21 protein-coding genes are annotated in these 21,614 nt (G+C 63.2%); 10 read left to right on the forward strand and 11 right to left on the reverse strand.

Going from position 1 to position 21,614, the window contains the following annotated elements:
• Positions 1-40: 40 nt before the first annotated feature.
• The 6 genes from atpD to EN885_RS05895 form a co-directional block, all read right to left on the reverse strand.
• Complete coding sequence (gene atpD, locus EN885_RS05865; protein ID WP_164897789.1) at positions 41-1,624, reverse strand: F0F1 ATP synthase subunit beta; 1,584 nt, start codon at positions 1,622-1,624, stop codon at positions 41-43.
• A 72-nt stretch (positions 1,625-1,696) separates the two neighbouring features.
• The gene (locus EN885_RS05875) at positions 1,697-2,581 is read right to left on the reverse strand and encodes a F0F1 ATP synthase subunit gamma (protein ID WP_095487562.1); all 885 of its coding nucleotides are present in this window, start codon (positions 2,579-2,581) and stop codon (positions 1,697-1,699) included.
• A gap of 33 nt (positions 2,582-2,614) precedes the next feature.
• Positions 2,615-4,144 carry a F0F1 ATP synthase subunit alpha gene (gene atpA, locus EN885_RS05880; protein ID WP_095487564.1) on the reverse strand — a complete coding sequence of 510 codons (1,530 nt, stop codon included), beginning with the start codon at positions 4,142-4,144 and terminating at the stop codon, positions 2,615-2,617.
• Positions 4,144-4,704, reverse strand: coding sequence for a F0F1 ATP synthase subunit delta (locus tag EN885_RS05885; RefSeq protein WP_095487565.1), 561 nt, complete (start codon positions 4,702-4,704; stop codon positions 4,144-4,146). The genes atpA and EN885_RS05885 overlap by 1 nt, the downstream gene beginning before the upstream one ends.
• A gap of 245 nt (positions 4,705-4,949) precedes the next feature.
• Positions 4,950-5,345 (reverse strand): DUF4345 family protein, encoded by a 396-nt coding sequence (locus tag EN885_RS05890; protein WP_095487567.1) that lies wholly within the window; start codon positions 5,343-5,345, stop codon positions 4,950-4,952.
• Positions 5,346-5,441: 96 nt separating this feature from the next.
• Positions 5,442-6,137: an aspartate/glutamate racemase family protein gene (locus EN885_RS05895; protein WP_095487569.1), complete on the reverse strand. Its 696-nt coding sequence runs from the start codon at positions 6,135-6,137 to the stop codon at positions 5,442-5,444.
• Between the two features lie 67 nt (positions 6,138-6,204).
• Between EN885_RS05895 and EN885_RS05900 the strand changes: the two genes are divergently transcribed.
• Both EN885_RS05900 and EN885_RS05905 read left to right on the forward strand, forming a co-directional pair.
• Complete coding sequence (locus EN885_RS05900; RefSeq protein ID WP_095487571.1) at positions 6,205-6,450, forward strand: type II toxin-antitoxin system prevent-host-death family antitoxin; 246 nt, start codon at positions 6,205-6,207, stop codon at positions 6,448-6,450.
• Positions 6,447-6,902 (forward strand): type II toxin-antitoxin system VapC family toxin, encoded by a 456-nt coding sequence (locus EN885_RS05905; RefSeq protein ID WP_095487573.1) that lies wholly within the window; start codon positions 6,447-6,449, stop codon positions 6,900-6,902. The genes EN885_RS05900 and EN885_RS05905 overlap by 4 nt, the downstream gene beginning before the upstream one ends.
• An 11-nt stretch (positions 6,903-6,913) precedes the next feature.
• Here EN885_RS05905 and EN885_RS05910 read toward each other — a convergent pair whose 3' ends face one another.
• A complete protein-coding gene (locus EN885_RS05910; RefSeq protein WP_128241788.1) occupies positions 6,914-9,097 on the reverse strand; it encodes a primosomal protein N' in 2,184 nt (727 codons plus the stop codon).
• Between the two features lie 90 nt (positions 9,098-9,187).
• Here EN885_RS05910 and fsa point away from each other — a divergent pair, with 90 nt between their 5' ends.
• Complete coding sequence (fsa, locus tag EN885_RS05915; RefSeq protein WP_095487577.1) at positions 9,188-9,841, forward strand: fructose-6-phosphate aldolase; 654 nt, start codon at positions 9,188-9,190, stop codon at positions 9,839-9,841.
• A 105-nt stretch (positions 9,842-9,946) separates the two neighbouring features.
• Here fsa and lptE read toward each other — a convergent pair whose 3' ends face one another.
• Both lptE and leuS read right to left on the reverse strand, forming a co-directional pair.
• Entirely contained in the window at positions 9,947-10,534 is a 588-nt protein-coding gene (gene lptE / locus EN885_RS05920; RefSeq protein ID WP_128241789.1) for an LPS assembly lipoprotein LptE, read from the reverse strand.
• The gene (leuS, locus tag EN885_RS05925; protein WP_095487581.1) at positions 10,521-13,172 is read right to left on the reverse strand and encodes a leucine--tRNA ligase; all 2,652 of its coding nucleotides are present in this window, start codon (positions 13,170-13,172) and stop codon (positions 10,521-10,523) included. The genes lptE and leuS overlap by 14 nt, the downstream gene beginning before the upstream one ends.
• 145 nt (positions 13,173-13,317) lie before the next feature.
• Here leuS and EN885_RS05930 point away from each other — a divergent pair, with 145 nt between their 5' ends.
• From EN885_RS05930 to EN885_RS05945, 4 genes are all read left to right on the forward strand, one after another.
• The gene (locus tag EN885_RS05930) at positions 13,318-13,980 is read left to right on the forward strand and encodes a YggS family pyridoxal phosphate-dependent enzyme (RefSeq protein WP_095487583.1); all 663 of its coding nucleotides are present in this window, start codon (positions 13,318-13,320) and stop codon (positions 13,978-13,980) included.
• 87 nt (positions 13,981-14,067) lie between these two features.
• The gene (locus tag EN885_RS05935) at positions 14,068-14,322 is read left to right on the forward strand and encodes a type II toxin-antitoxin system Phd/YefM family antitoxin (protein WP_095487585.1); all 255 of its coding nucleotides are present in this window, start codon (positions 14,068-14,070) and stop codon (positions 14,320-14,322) included.
• Complete coding sequence (locus EN885_RS05940) at positions 14,322-14,723, forward strand: type II toxin-antitoxin system VapC family toxin (RefSeq protein WP_128241790.1); 402 nt, start codon at positions 14,322-14,324, stop codon at positions 14,721-14,723. The genes EN885_RS05935 and EN885_RS05940 overlap by 1 nt, the downstream gene beginning before the upstream one ends.
• Before the next feature lie 162 nt (positions 14,724-14,885).
• Complete coding sequence (locus EN885_RS05945; RefSeq protein ID WP_128241791.1) at positions 14,886-15,278, forward strand: hypothetical protein; 393 nt, start codon at positions 14,886-14,888, stop codon at positions 15,276-15,278.
• 147 nt (positions 15,279-15,425) lie between these two features.
• Here the strand turns inward: EN885_RS05945 and EN885_RS05950 are convergent, their stop codons facing one another.
• Positions 15,426-16,334, reverse strand: a complete 909-nt coding sequence (locus EN885_RS05950) for a LysR family transcriptional regulator (protein WP_128241792.1) — start codon at positions 16,332-16,334, stop codon at positions 15,426-15,428.
• A 133-nt stretch (positions 16,335-16,467) separates the two neighbouring features.
• Here EN885_RS05950 and EN885_RS05955 point away from each other — a divergent pair, with 133 nt between their 5' ends.
• Both EN885_RS05955 and EN885_RS05960 read left to right on the forward strand, forming a co-directional pair.
• Positions 16,468-17,649: an MFS transporter gene (locus EN885_RS05955; protein WP_128241793.1), complete on the forward strand. Its 1,182-nt coding sequence runs from the start codon at positions 16,468-16,470 to the stop codon at positions 17,647-17,649.
• 59 nt (positions 17,650-17,708) lie between these two features.
• Positions 17,709-18,743, forward strand: a complete 1,035-nt coding sequence (locus EN885_RS05960; protein ID WP_095487595.1) for an aldo/keto reductase — start codon at positions 17,709-17,711, stop codon at positions 18,741-18,743.
• 173 nt (positions 18,744-18,916) lie between these two features.
• Here EN885_RS05960 and EN885_RS05965 read toward each other — a convergent pair whose 3' ends face one another.
• The gene (locus EN885_RS05965) at positions 18,917-19,189 is read right to left on the reverse strand and encodes an usg protein (RefSeq protein ID WP_095487597.1); all 273 of its coding nucleotides are present in this window, start codon (positions 19,187-19,189) and stop codon (positions 18,917-18,919) included.
• Between the two features lie 307 nt (positions 19,190-19,496).
• On the opposite strand from EN885_RS05965, the gene acs reads away from it, so the two are divergent.
• A complete protein-coding gene (gene acs, locus EN885_RS05970) occupies positions 19,497-21,452 on the forward strand; it encodes an acetate--CoA ligase (RefSeq protein ID WP_128241794.1) in 1,956 nt (651 codons plus the stop codon).
• Positions 21,453-21,614 lie beyond the last annotated feature (162 nt).

The raw sequence follows: 21,614 nt of genomic DNA on the forward strand, positions 1-21,614 counted from the left end.
CTATTCACTACTGACTACTGACTACTCCCTATTGCCTTGATTACGCCGCTTCAGCCGCCAGGCGCTGAGCCTTCTCGACCGCTTCCTCGATGCCGCCGACCATATAGAAGGCGGCTTCCGGCAGATGGTCATAGTCGCCGTTGCAGAGGCCCTTGAAGCCCTTGATGGTGTCGGCGAGGTCGACCAGTTTGCCCGGCGCGCCGGTGAACACTTCGGCGACGAAGAAGGGCTGCGACAGGAAGCGCTCGATCTTGCGGGCGCGGGCGACCGTCTGCTTGTCCTCTTCCGACAGCTCGTCCATGCCCAGGATGGCGATGATGTCCTGCAGCGACTTGTAGCGCTGAAGGATCGACTGCACCTGGCGGGCGACCTGGTAATGCTCTTCGCCAACGACCATCGGGTCGAGCATGCGCGAGGTCGAATCGAGCGGATCGACGGCCGGGTAGATGCCCTTTTCCGAGATCGCGCGGTTCAGCACGGTCGTCGCGTCGAGGTGGGCGAACGAGGTCGCCGGCGCCGGGTCGGTCAGATCGTCGGCCGGCACGTAGATCGCCTGCACCGAGGTGATCGAGCCCTTGGTCGTCGTCGTGATGCGCTCCTGCAGCGCGCCCATGTCGGTGGCCAGCGTCGGCTGGTAGCCCACGGCCGAAGGAATACGGCCGAGCAGCGCCGACACTTCGGAGCCGGCCTGCGTGAAGCGGAAGATGTTGTCGACGAAGAACAGCACGTCCTGACCCTGGTCGCGGAAATATTCGGCGACCGTCAGGCCGGTCAGGCCGACGCGGGCGCGGGCGCCCGGCGGCTCGTTCATCTGGCCATAGACGAGCGCCGCCTTGGAGCCTTCGCCGCCGCCCTTCTTGTTGACGCCGGACTCGATGAACTCATGGTAGAGATCGTTACCTTCGCGGGTGCGCTCACCGACGCCGGCGAACACCGAGAAGCCGCCATGCGCCTTGGCGACGTTGTTGATCAGTTCCTGGATCAGCACGGTCTTGCCGACGCCGGCACCGCCGAACAGGCCGATCTTGCCGCCGCGGGCATAAGGCGCAAGCAGGTCGAGAACCTTGATGCCGGTGACCAGGATCTGCGCTTCCGTCGACTGCTCGACATAGGTCGGAGCCGGCTGGTGGATGGAGCGCATCTCGATGCCGTCGACCGGGCCTGCCTCGTCGACCGGCTCGCCGATGACGTTGATGATGCGGCCGAGCATGCCCGGGCCGACCGGCACGGTGATCGGCGCGCCTGTGTCATAGACGTCCTGGCCGCGAACCAGACCTTCAGTCGAGTCCATGGCGATGCAGCGCACGGTGTTCTCGCCGAGATGCTGGGCCACCTCGAGCACGAGGCGATTGCCGACATTGGACGTTTCCAGCGCGTTCAGGATCGCCGGCAGATGTTCGCCGAACTGCACGTCGACAACGGCGCCGATGACCTGGCGAACCTTGCCGGCCAAGCCAGTCTTCTTGATGGCGACGGTCGGCGCCTTCGCCGCAACAGCCTTGGCAGGCGCTGCCGCCTTCTTGGCCGGAGCGGCCTTTGCTGCCGCTGCCGGAGCCTTTGCCGGTGCTGCCGCCTTCGCGGCGGTCTTCGGGGCCGCCTTCTGGGGGGTCGCTGCTTTCGCCATCGTCTTTACCCTTTTCGTCTCTTTGTTTCTCACGCGATCCGATGAAGGTCACAGACCTTCGTGGGAGCACGCCTAGAGCGCCTCGGCGCCCGAAATGATTTCGATCAATTCCTTGGTGATCTGCGCCTGCCGCTGGCGGTTGTAGGTGATCGACAATTTGTTGATCATATCGCCGGCGTTGCGTGTCGCATTATCCATGGCGCTCATCTTGGCACCCATCTCGCCGGCCGCATTTTCGAGCAGCGCACGGAAAACCTGCACGGAGATGTTGCGCGGGATGAGGTCGGAGAGGATTTCGCCCGGCTCCGGCTCGTATTCATAGACGGCATTGCCGCCGTCCGTCGTCTCGGCGGCAGCCGAAGCCACACCTGCCGGGATGATCTGCTGGGTCGTCGGGACTTGGCTGATCACCGACTTGAACTGCGAGTAGAACAGCGTGCAGATGTCGAAGCCGCCCTCGTTGAAAAGCTGGATGACTTTCTTGGCAATGGCATCGGCATTGACGAAGCCGAGCGTCTTCACTTCGCGCAGGTCTACGCGCTCGATTATCAGCTCCGCGTAGTCGCGGCGCAGGATGTCGAACCCTTTTTTGCCGACGCAGATGATCTTGACCTTCTTGCCGTTGGCCAGAAGCTTGCGGATGTGGTCGCGGGCGAAGCGTGCGATCTGCGAATTGAAGCCGCCGCACAGACCACGCTCGGCAGTGCAGACGACGAGCAGATGCACGTCGTCCTTGCCGGTGCCGGTCATCAGCGCCGGGGCCTCGCCGCCGCCGCCGATCGCCTGGGTGATGTTGGCCAGCACCGCGCCCATGCGCTCCGAATAGGGGCGCGCGGCTTCCGCCGCCTCTTGCGCGCGGCGCAGCTTCGCCGCGGCGACCATCTGCATCGCCTTGGTGATCTTCTGCGTCGCCTTGACCGAGGCGATACGGTTACGAAGGTCTTTTAATGAAGGCATGCTTCAAACCTGATCCCGTCCGTCCGGCTTCGTTCAAGCGAAGGTCTTGGCGAAGGTGTCGATCTCCGCCTTCAGCTTGGCGCGCAGATCGTCCGACAGCGCCTTCTCCTTGCGGATGCCGTCGAGCACCTCCTTGCCGGCCGAGCGCATGTGGCTGAGCAAGCCATGCTCGAACTTGCTGACCTGGTCGATCGCCAGCTTGTCGAGATAGCCGTTGACGCCGGCGAAGATCACCGCGACCTGTTCCTCGACCTTGAGCGGCGAGAATTGCGGCTGCTTCAGGAGTTCGGTCAGGCGCGCACCGCGGTTGAGCAGGCGCTGCGTGGCGGCGTCGAGGTCGGAGCCGAACTGAGCGAAGGCCGCCATTTCGCGGTACTGCGCGAGCTCGCCCTTGATCGAGCCGGCGACCTGCTTCATCGCCTTGATCTGCGCCGAGGAGCCGACGCGCGACACCGACAGGCCGACATTGACTGCCGGGCGGACGCCCTGGAAGAACAGATTGGTTTCCAGGAAGATCTGGCCGTCGGTGATCGAGATGACGTTGGTCGGGATGTAGGCCGACACGTCGTTGGCCTGGGTCTCGATGATCGGCAACGCCGTCAGCGAACCGCCGCCATTGTCGTCATTGAGCTTGGCGGCCCGCTCCAGAAGACGCGAATGCAGATAGAAGACGTCGCCCGGATAGGCTTCGCGGCCAGGCGGGCGGCGCAGCAGCAGCGACATCTGGCGGTAAGCGACGGCCTGCTTCGACAGATCGTCATAGCTGATCAGCGCATGCATGCCGTTGTCGCGGAAATACTCGCCCATCGTGCAGGCGGTGAACGGCGCCAGGAACTGCATCGGCGCCGGATCGGAAGCGGTGGCGGCGACGATGATCGAATAGTCGAGCGCGCCGCGCTCTTCGAGAACTTTCACGAACTGCGCGACGGTCGAGCGCTTCTGGCCGACGGCGACGTAGACGCAGTAGAGCTTTTCCTTCTCCGGCCCGTGATCGTGCACCGATTTCTGGTTGAGCATCGTGTCGAGGATGATCGCGGTCTTGCCGGTCTGGCGATCGCCGATGACCAGCTCGCGCTGGCCGCGGCCGACCGGGATCAGCGCATCAATGGCCTTGAGGCCGGTCGACATCGGCTCGTTCACCGATTTGCGTGGAATGATGCCGGGCGCCTTGACGTCGACGCGCTTGCGCTCGGTCGCCTTGATCGGGCCCTTGCCGTCGATCGGGTTGCCGAGCGCGTCGACGACGCGGCCGAGCAGGCCCATGCCGACAGGCGTATCGACGATGGCGCCGGTGCGCTTGACGATGTCGCCTTCCTTGATGTCGCGGTCGGCGCCGAAGATGACGACGCCGACATTGTCGGCTTCGAGGTTGAGCGCCATGCCGCGGATGCCGCCGGGGAACTCGACCATCTCGCCGGCCTGGACATTGTCGAGGCCATAGACGCGGGCGATGCCGTCACCGACGGACAGAACCTGGCCGACTTCGGAGACCTCGGCCTCCTTGCCGAAATTCTTGATCTGGTCTTTCAGAATTGCGGAAATTTCCGCGGCGCGGATGTCCATCAGCCGACCTCTTTCAGTGCAAGCTTGAGCGAATTGAGTTTGGTTTTGAGCGACGTATCGATCTGACGCGAGCCTATCTTGACCACCAGCCCGCCGAGCAGCGACGGATCGACGGTCACGGTGATCGCGACATCCTTGCCGGCAACGCTTTTCAGCGCCGCCTTCAGCTCGGTTTGCTGAGCCGCCGTCAGCGCATGCGCCGAGGTGACTTCAGCGGCGGTCTCGCCACGATGCTCGGCGGCGATCTGGCGGAAAGCCTTGATCATGCCAGGGATGGCGAACAGCCGGCGGTTCTGGGCGACGACGCGCAGGAAATTTCCGGTGAGGCCGGTGATCCCTGCCTTGTCGGCGATCGCCGCAATGGCCCTGGCCTGGTCTTCGCTGGAGAACACCGGGCTATTGATCAGACGGGTGAGGTCGGCACTGCCTTCGAGCATCGTCGCGAAACTGTTGAGGTCAGCCTCAACCTTAGCAACCGAGTTTGCCTGCAGCGCGAGCTCGAACAGCGAACCCGCATAGCGTTCTGCAACACCTGAGATTGGCGATGACGATTGGGCCACGGACCGTCTTTTCTCTTGTCTGACAGGCCGCAGATTATTGGCGCGAGCGAGAACTCTGGCTAAATCTTTGACCTTACTGCATTTTTCCAAGCACGGAGGCGCGGCTTCCGCTATCCCCGGCCGAAAGTCGATTGCCGTCTAGCACAGGCATTTTAAGACCGCAATGCGTCGTCCTGCATGGTTTTAGGCACTATTGTCGCATCTGGCGGCCGAGCTCAACGACTGGCCCCGAATTAGCCTTTGATTCAAGGCACAAAGCCGAAGGCGAAGGCAAGCGGCAGCGCCGCCAACACCAGTTCCACCACAATTGAAACCCAGTTGAAAGGCGTGTTGGCGCCATCCGACATCATCGACAGAAGCCGGCCGAAGGCGGTGAACAGCCAGGAAAAGCCAAGCGCCATGTAGAGCAGCGGCTGCGCCAGCAGAATGCAGCACAGGCTAACGCCGAGATAGAAGCCCGACATCCTGCCGCGCCCTTCGGCGATCGCCGCCGCCTTCTCGGGCTTGACCTGCAGCCGCAGGATGCGGAAGGCCAGCCCCGGCGCCAGGAACAGCAGCAGGCCGAACAGCAACGTCACGACAGCGCTCGACCACGCCAGCCACTCGCCCTGGCTCATCGGCCACGGAAACGCAAATTCCATCTTGTCCCCTCGTAAATGGCTGCTTCGAAATTTCGGGCATTCTAGCGAAGGAAGAGACATGCGCCAGATGGGCGCCGGCACTTTAGGAAAAGCGCATCAACCTAGCGCGAATTCGACCGCCGCCTCGGCATGGATGCGCGTCGTATCGAACACAGGAATGTCGAAGTCCGGCTGGCCGATCAGCATGGTGATCTCGGTACACCCCATGATGACGCCGTCGATCTTTTCGTCGCGCCGCAGGCGAGCGATTTCATCAACGTAGGCCGCCTTTGATTCGGTACTGACGATGCCCTGGCAAAGTTCGTCGTAGATCACGCGATGAACCATATCCCGCCCGGCTTGATCAGGCACCACCGGTTGAAGTCCGTATTTGTCGGTGAGCCGGCCCTTGTAGAAATCCTGTTCCATGGTGAAGCGCGTCGCCAGCAGCGCCGGCCGCTTGACGCCGGCCTGGCTGATCGCAACGGCGGTGGCGTCGGCGATGTGGATGAGCGGTATCGACACCGCCGTCTGCACCGTGTCGGCCAGCTTGTGCATGGTGTTGGTGCAGATCAGCAGCCCTTCGGCGCCGGCTGCTTCCAGCTTGCGCGCGGCGTCGACCAGCCGAACGCCCGCCCCCTGCCAGTCGCCAGCGTGCTGCCGTTCGGCGATCTCGGCGAAGTCGAACGACCACAGCAGCAGTTTCGCCGAATGCAGCCCACCCAGCCGCTCGCGCACGATCTCGTTGAGCAGGCGGTAGTAGATCGCTGTCGATTCCCAGCTCATGCCGCCGATGAGGCCAAGGGTTTTCATGATGGGCTGTTCCTTTTCCTGTGCGATTCCTATATTGTGACCACATGAGACCACAAGGAGTTCTCGCATGAAGACAATGCAGCTACGAGAAGCGAAGGCGAGCCTTTCCGTGCTCGTGGCGGCGGCGGCGAATGGCGAGCCTACTGTCATTACCAAGCACGGCAAGCCGACAGCCATGGTTGTACCGATCGATGAGGGACGGAAGCTCTATCCGCAAAACAGCCAAAAAGACTTCGTGGATTTCCTGCTTCAATACCCAGGTGGCATCGAGCTTGAGCGGAACGAATCGCCATCGCGGGAAGTCGAGTTTTGAGCGACTATCTGCTTGATACGTCTTTTCTCTCGGCCTTTGCACCTGGCCGCACTCCGATTCCTCAACATGTGCAGAAGTGGGTTGCTGAACAACGGGAGCGTGGCTCCTGGCATATGTCGTCGATCGTTATTCTAGAGGTGGAAAGAGGCATCGCCAAACTGAAGCGGTCAGGCGGACATGCGAAGGTGGAACGCATCAGCCGCTGGTTCGAAAGTTTACTTGTCGAATTTGACCAGCGCATCCTCCCCGTCGATGTTGCAATCGCGCGAGAAGCCGGACGACTGGAAGACGCAACTATCGCACGAGGTGTCAGTCCGGGCTTGGCTGATGTCTTGATCGCAGCGACTGCTCGTTTGAACGGCCTGTCTGTCTTGACAGCCAATGTCCGGCATTTCGCCATCCTCGATGTACCGTACCTGAACCCATTCGCCGAGGGCGGGCCAAGGGCTTAATTCTTCGCCCATCACAAAAAGCTCTGCGGGTCGATATCGACCTGCACACGCACCGAGCCCCGTATCTTCGGTCCCTCGGCCAGCATGGCTCGGATGAACCCTTGCATGTCAGCGCGCCGCTCGCCCTGGATCAGCAGGCGAAAGCGATGGCGGCCGCCGATCAGCGACAGCGGCGCCTCGGCCGGTCCGAGCACGAACAGGTCGCTTGCCTGCGGTGCGGCACGCCGCAGGCCGCGGGCGTGCCCTTCGGCTTCCGCCCGCGTCGCCGCACTGACGATGACGCCGGCGAGCCGGCCGAAAGGCGGCAGCGCCGCTCGTTCACGTTCCGTGATCTCGCGCTCGTAAAAAGCCTCGGCGTCGCCGGAGACGATCGCCCGCATCACCGGGTGGTCGGGCTGGAAGGTCTGCAGCAGGCCAAGGCTTTTCTTGCCGGTTCTTCCGGCGCGGCCCGTCACCTGGCTGAGCAGTTGGAAGGTGCGCTCGGCGGCGCGCGGATCGCCATTGGCAAGACCGAGATCGGCGTCGACCACGCCGACCAGCGTCATGTTGGGGAAATTGTGACCCTTGGCGACAAGCTGCGTGCCGATGACGATGTCGGCCTCGCCATTGGCGATGGCTTCAAGCTCCAGCCTCAGCCGCCGCACACCGCCCATCAGGTCGGACGACAGCACGATGGTTCGGGCGTCGGGGAAATGCGCAACGACCTCTTCGGCGATGCGCTCGACGCCCGGCCCGCAGGCGACCAGATGATCGAGCGTGCCGCATTCCGGGCAGGCCTCGGGACGGCGTTCATTGTGCCCGCAATGGTGGCAGACGAGCTGGCCACGAAAGCGATGCTCGACCAGCCAGGCCGAGCAGACCGGGCAGCCGAAGCGGTGACCGCAGACCCGGCACAGCGTCAGCGGCGCATAGCCGCGCCGGTTGAGGAACAGCAGCGATTGTTCCTTTTTCTCCAGTGTCTGGCGCATACGGCCAAGCAGCACCGGCGACAGGAAGCCGCCGCGTGCCGGCGGGGCGCGGCGCATGTCGATCGTCTTCAGGTCGGGAAGGGCCGCCTCGGCAAAGCGCGCCGCAAGCACCGCCCTGTCATAGCGCCCCTGGCTCGCATTGACCCGGCTTTCGACCGACGGCGTCGCCGAGGCAAGCACGACCGGAAAGCCGCCGATATGGCCGCGCACCACCGCCATGTCGCGGGCGTTGTAGAAGACGCGGTCTTCCTGCTTGTAGGCGGGGTCGTGCTCCTCGTCGACGACGATCAGCCCGAGTTCCCGGAACGGTAGGAACAGCGCCGAACGCGCGCCGGCAACGACGCGCACTCCACCTTCCGCCACCTGCCGCCAGATACGCTCGCGCATCCTTGGCGGCAGGTCCGAATGCCATTCCGCCGGCTTGGCGCCGAATCGCTCCTGGAAGCGCTCGAGGAAGGCGTGGGTCAGCGCGATCTCCGGCAGCAGGATCAGCACCTGCTTGCCACGGTCGAGCGCCGCCGCCACCGCCTCGAAATAGACCTCCGTCTTGCCGGACCCGGTCACGCCGTCGAGCAGCGTGACGCCGAATGCGCCGGCCGCGACATTGGTGCGCAGCATGGCGGCCGCATCGCTCTGGTCCGGCATCAGCGAAGGCTGGGCGTAGCTGGGGTCGGGTGCTGCGACGACCGGTCGCGGCGGGATCATGACCGTCTCGAACACGCCTTGCGCTTTCAGCCCGTCGATGACGGTCGACGAAACGCCGGCCGCATGCGCCAGCCCGGACCGCGTCCAGGCAAGCCCGCCTTCGGCTGTTTCCAGCACGCGCATCCGCGCACCCGTCATCCGATCGGGTTTGGCAAAGGTGCGTTGCAACCCTTCGATCCACGGTTCCGGGTCGAAGGCCTCCGGCGCCCGCAGCAGCATGCGCGCCACCATGCCGGGCGGCGACAGCGTGTATTGCGCGATCCAGTCGACGAAGCGGCGCATGGCGCGGTCGATCGGCGGGCAGTCGAAGACCTGCTCGATCGGGCGCAGTTTTTTGGCATCGACCTTTTCGACGGCGCCATCCCAGACGATGCCCGCAACCTGGCGCGGACCAAGCGGCACGCGCACGATCGAGCCCGGCACCACGCGCATGCCGGCGGGCACGGCATAGGTGTAGGGGCGCTCGGCGGGCATCGGCACCAGCACTGGCGCGGCTGCGACAAAGGGCGAATCTTCGATCATGAGGCGTGACCTTGCCCCGACTTTCGTCTAGAGCAAAGGCCGACCCCAAATGTGCATGGCATGCACATGAAAATCTTCAGGAGACCCGCCATGAAATTTTTTGTCGACACTGCCGATGTCAATGAAATCCGTGACCTGAACGATCTGGGGCTGCTCGACGGCGTTACCACCAATCCTTCGCTGATCCTCAAATCCGGCGGCAAGATCGCCGACGTCACCAGGGAGATCTGCGAGATCGTCAAGGGCCCGGTCTCTGCCGAAGTCGTCGCCACCGAATACAAGGACATGATGGCGGAGGCCAAGATCCTGGCCAGGATCGCCGACAATGTCTGCATCAAGGTGCCGCTGACGCTCGACGGCCTGAGAGCCTGTAAGGATATCCGCTCGGACGGCCGCATGGTCAACGTCACGCTCTGCTTCTCGGCGACCCAGGCGCTGCTCGCCGCCAAGGCCGGCGCCTCCTTCATCTCGCCCTTCGTCGGCCGCATCGACGACACCGGCTGGGATGGCATGGAACTAATCTCGGACATCCGCACCATCTACGATAATTATGATTTCCAGACCGAGATCCTGACCGCTTCGGTGCGCACCGTGAACCATGTCAAGCAGGCCGCGCTGATCGGCGCCGACGTCATCACCGCGCCGCCGGCAACGCTGAAGGCGCTGGTCAAGCACCCGCTGACCGACAAGGGCCTGGAGCAGTTCCTCGCCGACTGGGCTAAGACCGGCCAGAAGATCGGCTGAAAACAAGACGCCGCGTTCATGAAAAAGGCCGAGCAATCGGCCTTTTTTGTGCGCCAGCAAGCGGCTGTGGGCGAGAGCCGGAACGTCTTGATCGAGGCCGGAAAGTTAACCCGCCACCGTCTTGCCGTGCTTGACCAGATCCTGGGCGATCGACAGGCGCAGCAGCTCCGCCAGTTCGCGCGCCGCGCGGTTCTCGGCATCGATCTGCGCCCGGTAGGAGGCAAACTCCTGACGGGGCTTGTCGAAGGACGACGCTATCGAGCGCTTGCCGGTCGCGATGGTCGTGCCGGTCTTGGCGTCGGTCAGCACATAGTTCGCGGTCAGTGTCACCGTGCCCGCCGTCGGCTCGTCCTCATCGGTTGTGACCTGCACGATTGCAGCGGACTCGACAAGTTCGCTAACGCCGAGATCAAGCGAATAGGCAGGTGAAGCCGGCTCCCCCGCACCCTGGCCGAGCGCGAAGATCAGGTTGTTGCGGACCTGCTGAGCGTAGCGGGTGTTGACCGGCTTGACCGAGATGGACCCGAGTTCGGCGGCAGCGCCGACTTGCGACCCGGCCGACAACGGCGCGCTCGAATAGAGCGGGCGCACCGTGCAGGCTGAAACCAGCGCAACCGAAGCGACCAGGCCGCAAAGCGCTGCGCGGCGCAGCAAATACGTCACTTCTGTCTTCCCTAAGTCAGGCAACGACATTGACGATCCTCTGCGGGACGATGATCACTTTGCGCGGCGCCTTACCTTCGAGCGCTTTCTGCACGAAGTCGAGAGCCAGAACCGCTTTTTCGACCGCACCTTGGTCCGCGTCGCGGGCAATTGTCAAATCGCCGCGCTTCTTGCCGTTGACCTGGACCGGCAGCACGATCTCGCTGTCGACGACGAGCGACGGATCATACGCCGGCCAGGGCAGTTCGGCGACCAGATCGGTGCCGCCGAGCGTCTGCCAGCATTCCTCGGCCAGATGCGGCATGACCGGCGCGATCAGATGCACAAGGATGTCGACGGCTTGCCGGCAGGCACCTTTCAGCGCCGCACCGGCCTTGCCTTCGGCCACCTCGTTGAGCGGCGTTGTGAGCGCATTGGCGAGCTCGTAGATGCGGGCGATGGCGCGGTTGAAGGCGAGCTTTTCGATATCCTCGCCGACGGATTTCAGGATCTTATGCGCGGCCTTGGAAACAGTCCCCGCCTCGCCCTCCTCCGCCGCTGCCGGTTGGGTGCCGGCAAGCGATTCGGCGGCCGTCGACACCAGGCGCCAGATGCGCTGGATGAAGCGATGCGCGCCGGCCGCACCTTCGTCGGTCCATTCGACGTCGCGCTCGGGCGGCGAGTCCGACAGCATGAACCAGCGCGCGGTGTCGGCGCCGTAGCCGTCGGTGATCTCTTCCGGGCTCACCGTGTTCTTCTTCGACTTCGACATTTTTTCGAGCGGGCCGATTACAGCCTCTTCGCCGGTCGCGATTTCGATGGCGCGGCGCTTGCCGTCGACGTCCTCCAGCCGCACCTCGCTGGGCGCAAGCCAGCGGCTGTTCGACCCACTGCCGACCCGATAGGTCTCGTGCACCACCATGCCTTGCGTGAACAGTCCCCTGAACGGCTCGGCGAGATCGACATGGCCGGTCTCGCGCATGGCGCGGGTGAAGAAGCGCGAATAGAGCAGGTGCAGGATGGCGTGCTCGATGCCGCCAATATACTGATCGACCGGCAGCCATTCAGTCGCTGCCTTGGGATCGGTCGGGTCGTTCGCCCAGGGCGCGGTGAAGCGCGCGAAATACCACGACGAATCGACGAACGTGTCCATCGTGTCGGTTTCGCGGCGTGCATCCTTGCCGCATTGCGGGCATTTGACATGCCGCCATGTCGGATGGCGGTCGAGCGGATTGCCCGGCCGGTCGAACTCGATATCGTCCGGCAGCCTGACCGGCAGGTCCGCCTTCGGCACCGGCACCACGCCGCAATCCTCGCAATGGATCATCGGGATCGGGCAGCCCCAGTAGCGCTGGCGCGAAATGCCCCAGTCGCGCAGGCGGAAGTTCACCTTGCGCTCGGCCATCGGCCGGTTGCCGATGGTCTTTTGTTCCAGCAGCTTCGCCACCTCGTCGAACGCCTGATCCGGCTTCATGCCGTCGAGGAAGCGCGAATTGATCATCACGCCGTCGCCGACATAGGCCTCGTCAATGATCTGGAAGTTTCCTTGATTCTCGCCTTCCGGCATCACCACCGGGATGACCGGCAGGCCATATTTGTTGGCGAAGTCGAGGTCGCGCTGGTCACCGGACGGACAGCCGAAGATGGCGCCGGTGCCGTATTCCATCAGCACGAAATTGGCGACGTAGACAGGCAGCGTCCAGTTGGCGTCGAATGGGTGAACGACGCGGATACCGGTATCGAAACCCTTCTTCTCGGCCGTCTCCAGTGCCGCTACCGAAGTGCCCATGTGGCGAACCTCGTCGATGAACTTGGCCAGCGCCGGGTTGCTTTCGGCCGCCTTCTTCGCCAGCGGATGATCAGCTGCGACCGCCATGAAGGAGGCGCCGAAGATGGTGTCGGGCCGCGTCGTGTAGACCTCCAGCTCATCTTCGCCGTCGATCACCTTGCCAGTGGCTGGGCCAGTAGCTGGGGTGGCCAGCGGCCAGCGGATCAGCAGGCCTTCCGAACGGCCGATCCAGTTCGCCTGCATCAGCTTCACTTTTTCCGGCCAGTCGTCGAGGCCTTCGAGCGAGTCCAGCAGATCCTGCGCATAGTCGGTGATCTTGAAGAACCACTGCGTCAGCTCGCGCTGCTCGACCAGCGCGCCCGAGCGCCAGCCGCGTCCGTCGATGACCTGCTCGTTGGCAAGCACCGTCATGTCCTCCGGATCCCAGTTGACCTTGGAGGATTTGCGCGTCACCAGACCCTTCTCGACAAAATCGAGGAACAGCATCTGCTGGCGATGGTAATAGTCGACATCGCAGGTGGCGAATTCGCGTGCCCAGTCGAGCGACAGGCCCATGACCTTGAGCTGCTCGCGCATGACGGCGATGTTCTGATAGGTCCAGTCCTTGGGATGGACCTTGTTCTGCATGGCCGCGTTCTCGGCCGGCATGCCGAAGGCGTCCCAGCCCATCGGGTGCAGCACGTTGAAACCCTTGGCCCGCTTGTAGCGCGCCACCACGTCGCCCATCGTGTAGTTACGGGTATGGCCGATATGGATACGCCCCGACGGATAGGGGAACATCTCCAGCACGTAGTATTTCGGGCGCGGGTCGTCGTTGTCAGCCTCGAACAGCTTCTTGGCGTCCCAGGCCTTCTGCCATTTGGGCTCTGATGCGCGCGGGTTGTATCGTTCGGTTGCCATCGGATGTTTTTCACTTAAAAGCATGCGCGAACGGCCGGACAATGCCCGGCGGCTCAGGAAATGTCGTCGCGGTGTTCACCATGGATTGCCGGACCCGTCAACTGCGGCGATCCGGCGAGTATCAAAACTAGAGGCAGATATAGGCATGACGAGCGCCGTCGAACAGTTTTTCACGGTCAAGGCGAAGATCGCCGCTGCCGAGCGCGAGGCGGGACGGCAGGCCGGCGCGGTGACGCTGGTCGCGGTCTCGAAGACCTTCGACGCCAACGATATCCGCCCGGTCATCGAGGCCGGCCAGCGTATCTTCGGCGAGAACCGCGTCCAGGAAGCACAAGGAAAATGGCCGGCGCTGAAGGAAGCTTTCCCCGACATCGAGCTGCATCTTATCGGTCCGCTGCAATCGAACAAGGCGAAGGAAGCGGTCGCGCTGTTCGACGTCGTCGAGACGGTCGATCGCGAGAAGATCGCCGCCGAACTCGCCAAGGAGATCGCCAGACAAGGCCGGTCGCCAAGGCTCTACGTCCAGGTCAACACCGGCTCGGAACCGCAAAAGGCCGGCATCGAACCGCGTGAGGCCGTCGCCTTCGTCACCCGCTGCCGCACGGTTCATGGCCTCGCCATCGAAGGTCTGATGTGCATTCCGCCGGCCGACGAGAATCCCGGCCCGCATTTCGCGCTGCTGGAGAAACTTGGGGTTGAGGCCAAGGTAGAAAAGCTCTCGATGGGCATGTCCGGCGATTACGAGACAGCGATCGCCTTCGGCGCCACCAGCGTCAGGATCGGCTCGGCGATCTTCGGTAGCCGTTAACGAACGTTTCGTTTTGCCACCGTTTGTCCAGCCTTGATGCCCAGACATGTCAGGTATATATCTAGCCAAGCTAGCTAGGAGAGACCAATGAACTGGCACCTTCAGGATGCAAAGAACAACTTTTCCAAAGTGGTTCAGCGCGCGCGCAGCGAGGGACCGCAGACGGTAACCCTGCGCGGCGAGCGCGCAGCAGTGGTGCTTTCTGCCGAAGACTATGACCGTCTGGCGGGAAAAAAGAAGACGCTGGCAGAGTATCTTCTGACCGGTCCGGTCTGGGATGATGATTTTGCCGAGGAGGTCAACCGTCGCTCGGATACGATGATCCGCGACATCGACCTCTGATGTACCTGCTTGATACGAACATCGTTTCGGATGTGGAACGACGCTTACCCAAGCCGACTGCCTGGCTGGCTTCCATAGATCCGGATTCGATAAGTCTCAGCGTTATCACCATCGGCGAGATCGAGCGCGGGATCGTCAAGCTGCGTAAAGTCGATCCTCAACGAGCCACGCGTCTTGATCTCTGGTTGCGAGAACTTCGCCGAGATAATGCCGATCGCATTCTTGCGCTTACCGTAGAGGTCGCCTTGGCCTGGGGCCGCATTTCAGCAGGTCGCACACGAGGCAGCGCCGACACGCTCATCGCCGCGACCGCGCTCGTCCACGACCTCATTCTGGTTACGCGCAACGTCGCCGACTTCGACGATACCGGGGTGACGGTCCTCAACCCTTGGGCTATCTGACTTCCATTTCGGCCTCACGGCACCGACGCGGTCGCAATGCTGGACGATCGTAGCGGCCGCGTCATAGCACCGCATTGCGACGCCTGGGCTGCGCGCTAGCTCCGTGGGAGAACCCGAGCGACCAAGCATGGCCGTTCCTTTGCAATGCCAAAGGAGGGCAACATGAGCAAGGAACACGTTCCCCATAGCCGATATGTCTCCAACGGGCTGCACCCGCACGTCTATCTGGCGATGGTCGGCCTTGCCGCGTGGTACGCGCTGTCGGCCTGGGCGGGCTTCGGGGACGGCGGCTATACCGACTATCTTCTCGTCGTCATGACCGGATTCATCATCATCTCGGTGGCGTTGCCCGCCATTGCAGGGCGCGTCTGGCTTCGACACCATCGTCGGACGTCCGCGACCGCCCACAGCTTCGAGGATTGGATGACCGGCGAATTCGATACCGGGCAAGGCCGCATGAGCGCCAAGACCGCGCTGGTCGAGCTCCTCCTGCCGCTCGCCGCCCTCGCCTTTGGCATGACGGCCTTCGCGATCGTGGCGCGCCTGGTTGGTTGAGGCGGCGCCTTTCTGCCAGGGCTGGCAAAAACCCTTCGTGATGAGCGTGATGGCCGGCAACCGGCGCCCTTTGCGCCGAAAAAGTAGTTCAATCTCCTCTTCGGCTTGACGTTTCGGAAGCCGGCGGGCTCCCGATCTTTTTTGGGCTCAGGACAACCGGACAGTCTCGACCAAAAAGTCGAGAAAGGCCCGCACCCGCGCCGGCAAGTGCTTGCCCTGGCCGACATAGACGGCATGGGTGAGCTCCTCATCGCCGGGGTTGAAGTCCTCCAGAAGCGGTACCAGCCGCCCGGCGGCGATGTCGGGCTCCACATGCCAGCGTGCCAGCCGGGCGATGCCCGCTCCGGAGAGCGCCATCAGCCGCATCGCCTCGCCATCGCTGACCAGCGCATTTCCGGTGATCGGGACGACAATGGTCTCGCCGGCTGCGCCGACGAAAGGCCAGCCGTCGATATGGCGCACGAAGCAGAAACCCATCCGGTTGTGACGATCGAGATCGGCCGGCGTTCGGGGCGTGCCATGCGTCCTGAGGTAGGATGGCGCGGCGACGACGACCACCGGACTTTGCCCGAGCTTGCGGGCGACCAACCGTGATTCGCCGAGCGGCCCGGCGCGGATTGCGACATCGGCGCGCTCCTCCAACAGGTCGATGACACTGTCGGTCAAAACCAGATCGACGGCGATTTCCGAATAGCGTTCGAGGAAGCGCGGCAAAAGCGGGATCAGCCGGTGCTGCCCGAACGGCACGTAGCTGTTGACGCGCAGCCGCCCACGCGGGGTGGCACCGGCCGCCGCCTCGCGCTCGGCTGCCGCCATGTCGGCCAGGATGCGCACGCCGCTGCCGAAGAAGGCCGCCCCCTCAGGTGTCAGTTGCAGCTTGCGCGTCGAACGGCTGACCAGGCGCGCGCCAAGACGGGCCTCAAGGCGCGCAATCAGCTTGCTCACCGCCGACGGCGTCATCCGCAAGGCGCGAGCGGCGGCCGAAAAGCTGCCCGCTTCGACGACGCGGACGAACACTTCGATCTCGCCGGAGCGGTTGATGTCGGGTCTCGCCATTCGTGAATCTATTTCACAGACAATGTGCCCGACGCAAGGCTGGTTCACAGCACATCGCGACACGATCTTCCGGGACGGGGCGTGGGAAGACACGGCGTCCCATCAAACGACCGCGATCGAAGTGGGAACCGCCATGCCTCTTGCTCTTTATGCCCTCGCCGCCGGTGCCTTCGGCATCGGTGTCACCGAATTCGTCATCATGGGCCTGCTGCTCGACGTCAGCACCGATCTCGGCGTCTCGATCTCGGCCGCCGGCCAACTGATTTCCGGCTATGCGCTGGGCGTCGTCATCGGCGCGCCGCTGCTGACCATCGCCACCGGCCGCTGGCCGCGCAAAACCGTGCTTCTGGCGCTGATGGCGATCTTCACGCTGGGCAACCTCGCCTGTGCGCTCGCCCCCGACTACTGGACACTGATGGGTGCCCGCGTGCTCACCGCCTTTGCCCACGGCACCTTCTTCGGCGTCGGCTCCGTCGTTGCGACCGGGCTGGTGGCGCCCAACAAGAAGGCTTCGGCGATCGCCCTGATGTTCACCGGCCTGACCATTGCCAACATCCTCGGCGTGCCCTTCGGCACCTGGCTCGGCCAGGCCTTCGGCTGGCGGGCGACCTTCTGGGTTGTAACCCTTGTCGGCATCGTTGCCTTCGCCATCATTCTCCTGCTGGTGCCGCGCAGCCAGACAGAGCCGGAGAAGAGCGACCTGCGCGGCGATCTCGCCGTGCTCGGCCGCGCGCCGGTTCTGCTTGGTTTCGCCACCACCGTGCTTGGCTATGCCGGCGTCTTCGCCGTCTTCACCTATATCGCCCCCTTGCTGACCGAGATCACCGGTTTTGAGGAAGCAGCCGTGTCGCCGATCCTGCTTGTCTTCGGCGGCGGCCTCATCGCCGGCAATCTCGCCGGCGGCAAATTCGCCGACCGCTGGCTGGTGCCTTCGGTTCTCGGCAGTCTCGTCGTGCTGGCGCTGGTGCTCGGCTCGATGACCTTCGCCCTGCACAGCCAGGCAATGGCCGTCATCTATGTCGGCCTGCTCGGCGCCGCCGCCTTCGCCACTGTGGCGCCGCTGCAGATGTGGGTGCTGGAGAAAGCGAAAGGCGCCGGCCAGAGCCTCGCCTCGTCCTTCAACATCGCCGCCTTCAATCTCGGCAACGCCGCCGGCGCCTGGCTCGGCGGCATGGTCATCGCCCATGGTCCCGGCCTCGGCGCCATCACCTGGGTCGCGGCCCTGCTGCCGCTCTCGGCCCTGGCCGTGGCGGCACTGGCGCTTCGCCTCGACCAAAATACCGTCCTCGCCACACCAGAAATCGTGCGGTCATAGGTCGGCAAACCTCAATCACTCTTCAAAAAACTCATCCGACATCATCAAGGAGCAAAACCATGGACTATCGACGTCTAGGCGCCTCGGGCCTGAAGGTCCCGGCACTCTCGTTCGGCGCTGGAACCTTCGGCGGTTCAGGCCCGCTGTTCGGCGCCTGGGGCAACAGCGATGCGACGGAAGCGCGGCGGCTAATCGATATCTGCCTCGAGGCCGGCGTCAACCTGTTCGATACCGCCGACGTCTATTCGAACGGCGCCTCCGAAGAAGTGCTCGGCGCGGCCATCAAGGGCCGCCGTGATGCCGTGCTGATCTCGACCAAGACCTCGCTGCCGATGGGCGACGGACCCAACGATGCCGGTTCCTCCCGTTCGCGTCTCATCAAAGCCGTCGAGGACGCGCTCAAGCGTCTCGGCACCGATTACATCGACCTGCTGCAACTGCATGCTTTCGACGCCGCAACGCCGATCGAGGAGGTGCTGTCGACGCTGGACAGTCTCGTGCGCGCCGGCAAGCTGCGCTATGTCGGCGTTTCCAACTTCTCCGGCTGGCAGGTGATGAAATCGCTCGGCCTGGCGGATAAGCATGGCTACCCGCGCTACGTCGCCCATCAGGTCTATTATTCGCTGGTCGGGCGCGACTATGAATGGGAGTTGATGCCGCTCGGTCTCGACCAGGGTGTCGGTGCGCTGGTGTGGAGCCCGCTCGGTTGGGGCCGCCTGACCGGCAAGATCCGCCGCGGCGAGCCACTGCCGGAAAAAAGCCGGTTGCACGACACCGCGAGCTTCGGGCCGCCGGTCGATGACGAACATCTCTACCGGGTCGTCGATGCGCTCGACACTGTCGCCCAGGAAACCGGCAAGACCGTGCCGCAGATCGCCATCAACTGGTTGCTGCAGCGGCCGACCGTCGCCTCTGTCATTGTCGGCGCGCGCAACGAGCAGCAGCTGCGCCAGAACCTCGGCGCAGTCGGTTGGTCATTGACATCAGACCAGATGAAGAAGCTCGACGCAGCAAGCGAAGTCACCGCGCCCTATCCGTATTTTCCGTATCGCCGGCAGGAAGGTTTTGCCAGGCTCAGCCCGCCTGCGGTTTGACCCCGCTCGATACATCAAATGCCCCGGGGACAGGGCATGTTGAGATTCAGGTCAGGGCGCGCCGAGAATGGTGGCTTCCGAGAACCGGAGCGGAGCGTACTTAAAGTACGTGAGCACCGGAAGCGCAGGAAACCGCCATTCGCAGGCCGGCCTCACCTGAATATCGACATGCCCTAATGCAGCACGAACTCGCCGTCGACCTTGTGCCATTCATTGGGTGCGATCAGCTTCTGGTGCGTATAGCTCACCGAATGCAGTGGGCCATCGAGCTTGGTCTGCCAAAACTCGATGAACCGGATCAGCACCGGAAATTTCGGAGCGATGTCGTAGTCCTGCCAGATGAAGCTCTGCAGCAGATGCGGATGATCGGGAAAATGATAAAGAATCTTGGCCGTGGTCAAGCCATATCCCCTAAGCATCAGGTCCATTTCGGATTGGTCGCGCATTTCGATCCTCTGGGTTGATTCTCCTTTCCTCCCAATGCGAAATTGTGCGCGCTATTTGCTTAATCGTCTATTGATATTTCTTGGTTGAAGCCGGGTTTACTATGCAAAATCATAAAGTTAGCAGCCGTCAACCCCGAGTGCTGACAACGGTGGGAAAAGCTTCTGCGGCATCCCGCCGCGCAAATCCAACGTCTAATGTTGCCGTCACCGCGGAACTGTTAATAATGCGCGCGAATTCGCGGCCGCTTCGCCGTGATGCCGACGGCGGTCAAGCCGGGCGGCCTGGTTTCGGGAGGAAAGTGAAGAAATGTCCGAGGTTCATGTCCATCGCGTCCAGCCGGCGTGGAAGAAGAATGCGCTGATCGACAATGACACCTATTTGAAATGGTACGCCGACAGCGTGAAGAACCCGGACAAGTTCTGGGGCAAGCACGGCAAGCGCATCGACTGGTTCAAGCCCTACAGCAAGGTCAAGAACACCTCCTTCGACGGCAAGGTCTCGATCAAATGGTTCGAGGACGGCGAGACCAATGTCTCATGGAACTGCATCGACCGGCATCTGAAGAAGCGCGGCGACCAGACTGCCATCATCTGGGAAGGCGACAACCCCTACGACGACAGGAAGATCACCTATAACGAGCTCTACGCGCATGTCTGCCGGCTCGCCAATGTGATGAAGAAGCACGGCGTTAGGAAAGGCGACCGCGTCACCATCTATATGCCGATGATCCCGGAAGCCGCTTATGCGATGCTTGCCTGCACACGCATCGGCGCCATCCATTCGGTGGTCTTCGGCGGCTTCTCACCGGACGCGCTGGCCGGCCGCATCGACGACTGCAAGTCGACCTTCGTCATCACCGCCGACGAGGGCCTGCGCGGCGGCAAGCCGATCCCGTTGAAGGATAATACCGACAAGGCGATCGAGATCGCCGCCAAGGCCGGAACGAAAGTCGAGAAGGTCGTGGTGGTGCGCCGCACCGGCGGCAAGACCGGCTGGGTGGCCGGACGCGACGTCTGGTACCACGACGAGGTCGCGACGGTTAAGGCGGAGTGCAAGCCTGAGAAGATGAAAGCCGAGGACCCGCTGTTCATCCTTTACACGTCGGGTTCGACCGGCAAGCCGAAGGGCGTGCTGCACACCACCGCCGGCTATCTCGTCTATGTCTCGATGACCCACCAACATGTCTTCGACTATCATGACGGCGACATCTACTGGTGCACGGCCGATGTCGGCTGGGTCACCGGCCACAGTTACATCGTCTACGGGCCGCTCGCCAACGGCGCCACCACGCTGATGTTCGAAGGCGTGCCGAACTACCCGTCGCAGTCCCGCTTCTGGGAGGTCATCGACAAGCACAAGGTCAATATCTTCTACACCGCGCCGACGGCGTTGCGCGCGCTGATGGGCGCCGGCGACGCCCATGTCGCCAGGACGTCGCGCAAATCGCTGCGCGTGCTCGGCACGGTCGGCGAGCCGATCAATCCGGAGGCCTGGGAGTGGTATTTCAACGTCGTCGGCAACGGCAAAGTGCCGATCGTCGACACATGGTGGCAGACCGAGACGGGCGGCATCCTGATCACGCCTCTGCCCGGCGCCACCCACCTTAAGGCAGGTTCCGCGACGCGGCCGTTCTTCGGCGTGAAGCCGGAACTGGTGGACGGCGACGGCAAGGTGCTGGAAGGTGTTGCAAGCGGCAACCTCTGCATCGCCGATTCATGGCCGGGCCAGATGCGCACCGTCTATGGCGACCACGAGCGTTTCGAACAGACCTATTTTTCGAGCTACAAGGGCAAATATTTCACCGGCGACGGCTGCCGCCGCGACGCCGACGGCTACTACTGGATCACCGGCCGCGTCGACGACGTCATCAATGTCTCCGGCCACCGCATGGGCACGGCCGAGGTCGAATCCGCGCTGGTCAGCCACGACAAGGTCTCGGAAGCTGCCGTCGTCGGCTATCCGCACGACATCAAGGGCCAGGGCATCTACTGTTACGTCACGCTGATGGCAGGCGAGAAGCCGGGCGAGGAGCTGCGCAAGGAACTCATCGCCCATGTCCGCAAGGACATCGGCGCCATCGCCACGCCCGACAAGATCCAGTTCGCTCCGGGCCTGCCGAAGACCCGTTCGGGCAAGATCATGCGGCGCATCCTGCGCAAGATCGCCGAGGACGATTTTGCCGCGCTCGGCGATACCTCGACGCTGGCCGATCCGGCGGTCGTCGACGACCTCGTCGCCAACCGGCAAAACAAGAGGGCTTGATGCAGGCAGCAACCGCCACAACGTGCGCAAATCTCGGCGTCTACTGCTTGGTCGACCGGCCGGCCCGTGTCGAGAGATGATGCGGTTCGTTTAGGCGGTGCAGAACATTTGAGATGAGGGCGGGACAGCGCCCCCTCTGTCCTGCCGGACATCTCCCCCACT

This window comes from Mesorhizobium sp. M6A.T.Cr.TU.014.01.1.1, assembly GCF_004022765.1.
GTDB classification, from domain to species: Bacteria; Pseudomonadota; Alphaproteobacteria; order Rhizobiales; family Rhizobiaceae; genus Mesorhizobium; species Mesorhizobium mediterraneum.

Excerpts from the sequence above, each read along its gene's own strand:
- atpD (WP_164897789.1), bottom strand. The coding sequence starts at position 1,624 with ATGGCGAAAGCAGCGACCCCCCAGAAGGCGGCCCCGAAGACCGCCGCG.
- EN885_RS05875 (WP_095487562.1), bottom strand. The coding sequence starts at position 2,581 with ATGCCTTCATTAAAAGACCTTCGTAACCGTATCGCCTCGGTCAAGGCG.
- atpA (WP_095487564.1), bottom strand. The coding sequence starts at position 4,144 with ATGGACATCCGCGCCGCGGAAATTTCCGCAATTCTGAAAGACCAGATC.
- EN885_RS05890 (WP_095487567.1), bottom strand. The coding sequence starts at position 5,345 with ATGGAATTTGCGTTTCCGTGGCCGATGAGCCAGGGCGAGTGGCTGGCG.
- EN885_RS05895 (WP_095487569.1), bottom strand. The coding sequence starts at position 6,137 with ATGAAAACCCTTGGCCTCATCGGCGGCATGAGCTGGGAATCGACAGCG.
- EN885_RS05900 (WP_095487571.1), top strand. The coding sequence starts at position 6,205 with ATGAAGACAATGCAGCTACGAGAAGCGAAGGCGAGCCTTTCCGTGCTC.
- EN885_RS05910 (WP_128241788.1), bottom strand. The coding sequence starts at position 9,097 with ATGATCGAAGATTCGCCCTTTGTCGCAGCCGCGCCAGTGCTGGTGCCG.
- fsa (WP_095487577.1), top strand. The coding sequence starts at position 9,188 with ATGAAATTTTTTGTCGACACTGCCGATGTCAATGAAATCCGTGACCTG.
- lptE (WP_128241789.1), bottom strand. The coding sequence starts at position 10,534 with ATGTCGTTGCCTGACTTAGGGAAGACAGAAGTGACGTATTTGCTGCGC.
- leuS (WP_095487581.1), bottom strand. The coding sequence starts at position 13,172 with ATGGCAACCGAACGATACAACCCGCGCGCATCAGAGCCCAAATGGCAG.
- EN885_RS05930 (WP_095487583.1), top strand. The coding sequence starts at position 13,318 with ATGACGAGCGCCGTCGAACAGTTTTTCACGGTCAAGGCGAAGATCGCC.
- EN885_RS05935 (WP_095487585.1), top strand. The coding sequence starts at position 14,068 with ATGAACTGGCACCTTCAGGATGCAAAGAACAACTTTTCCAAAGTGGTT.
- EN885_RS05940 (WP_128241790.1), top strand. The coding sequence starts at position 14,322 with ATGTACCTGCTTGATACGAACATCGTTTCGGATGTGGAACGACGCTTA.
- EN885_RS05945 (WP_128241791.1), top strand. The coding sequence starts at position 14,886 with ATGAGCAAGGAACACGTTCCCCATAGCCGATATGTCTCCAACGGGCTG.
- EN885_RS05950 (WP_128241792.1), bottom strand. The coding sequence starts at position 16,334 with ATGGCGAGACCCGACATCAACCGCTCCGGCGAGATCGAAGTGTTCGTC.
- EN885_RS05955 (WP_128241793.1), top strand. The coding sequence starts at position 16,468 with ATGCCTCTTGCTCTTTATGCCCTCGCCGCCGGTGCCTTCGGCATCGGT.
- EN885_RS05960 (WP_095487595.1), top strand. The coding sequence starts at position 17,709 with ATGGACTATCGACGTCTAGGCGCCTCGGGCCTGAAGGTCCCGGCACTC.
- EN885_RS05965 (WP_095487597.1), bottom strand. The coding sequence starts at position 19,189 with ATGCGCGACCAATCCGAAATGGACCTGATGCTTAGGGGATATGGCTTG.
- acs (WP_128241794.1), top strand. The coding sequence starts at position 19,497 with ATGTCCGAGGTTCATGTCCATCGCGTCCAGCCGGCGTGGAAGAAGAAT.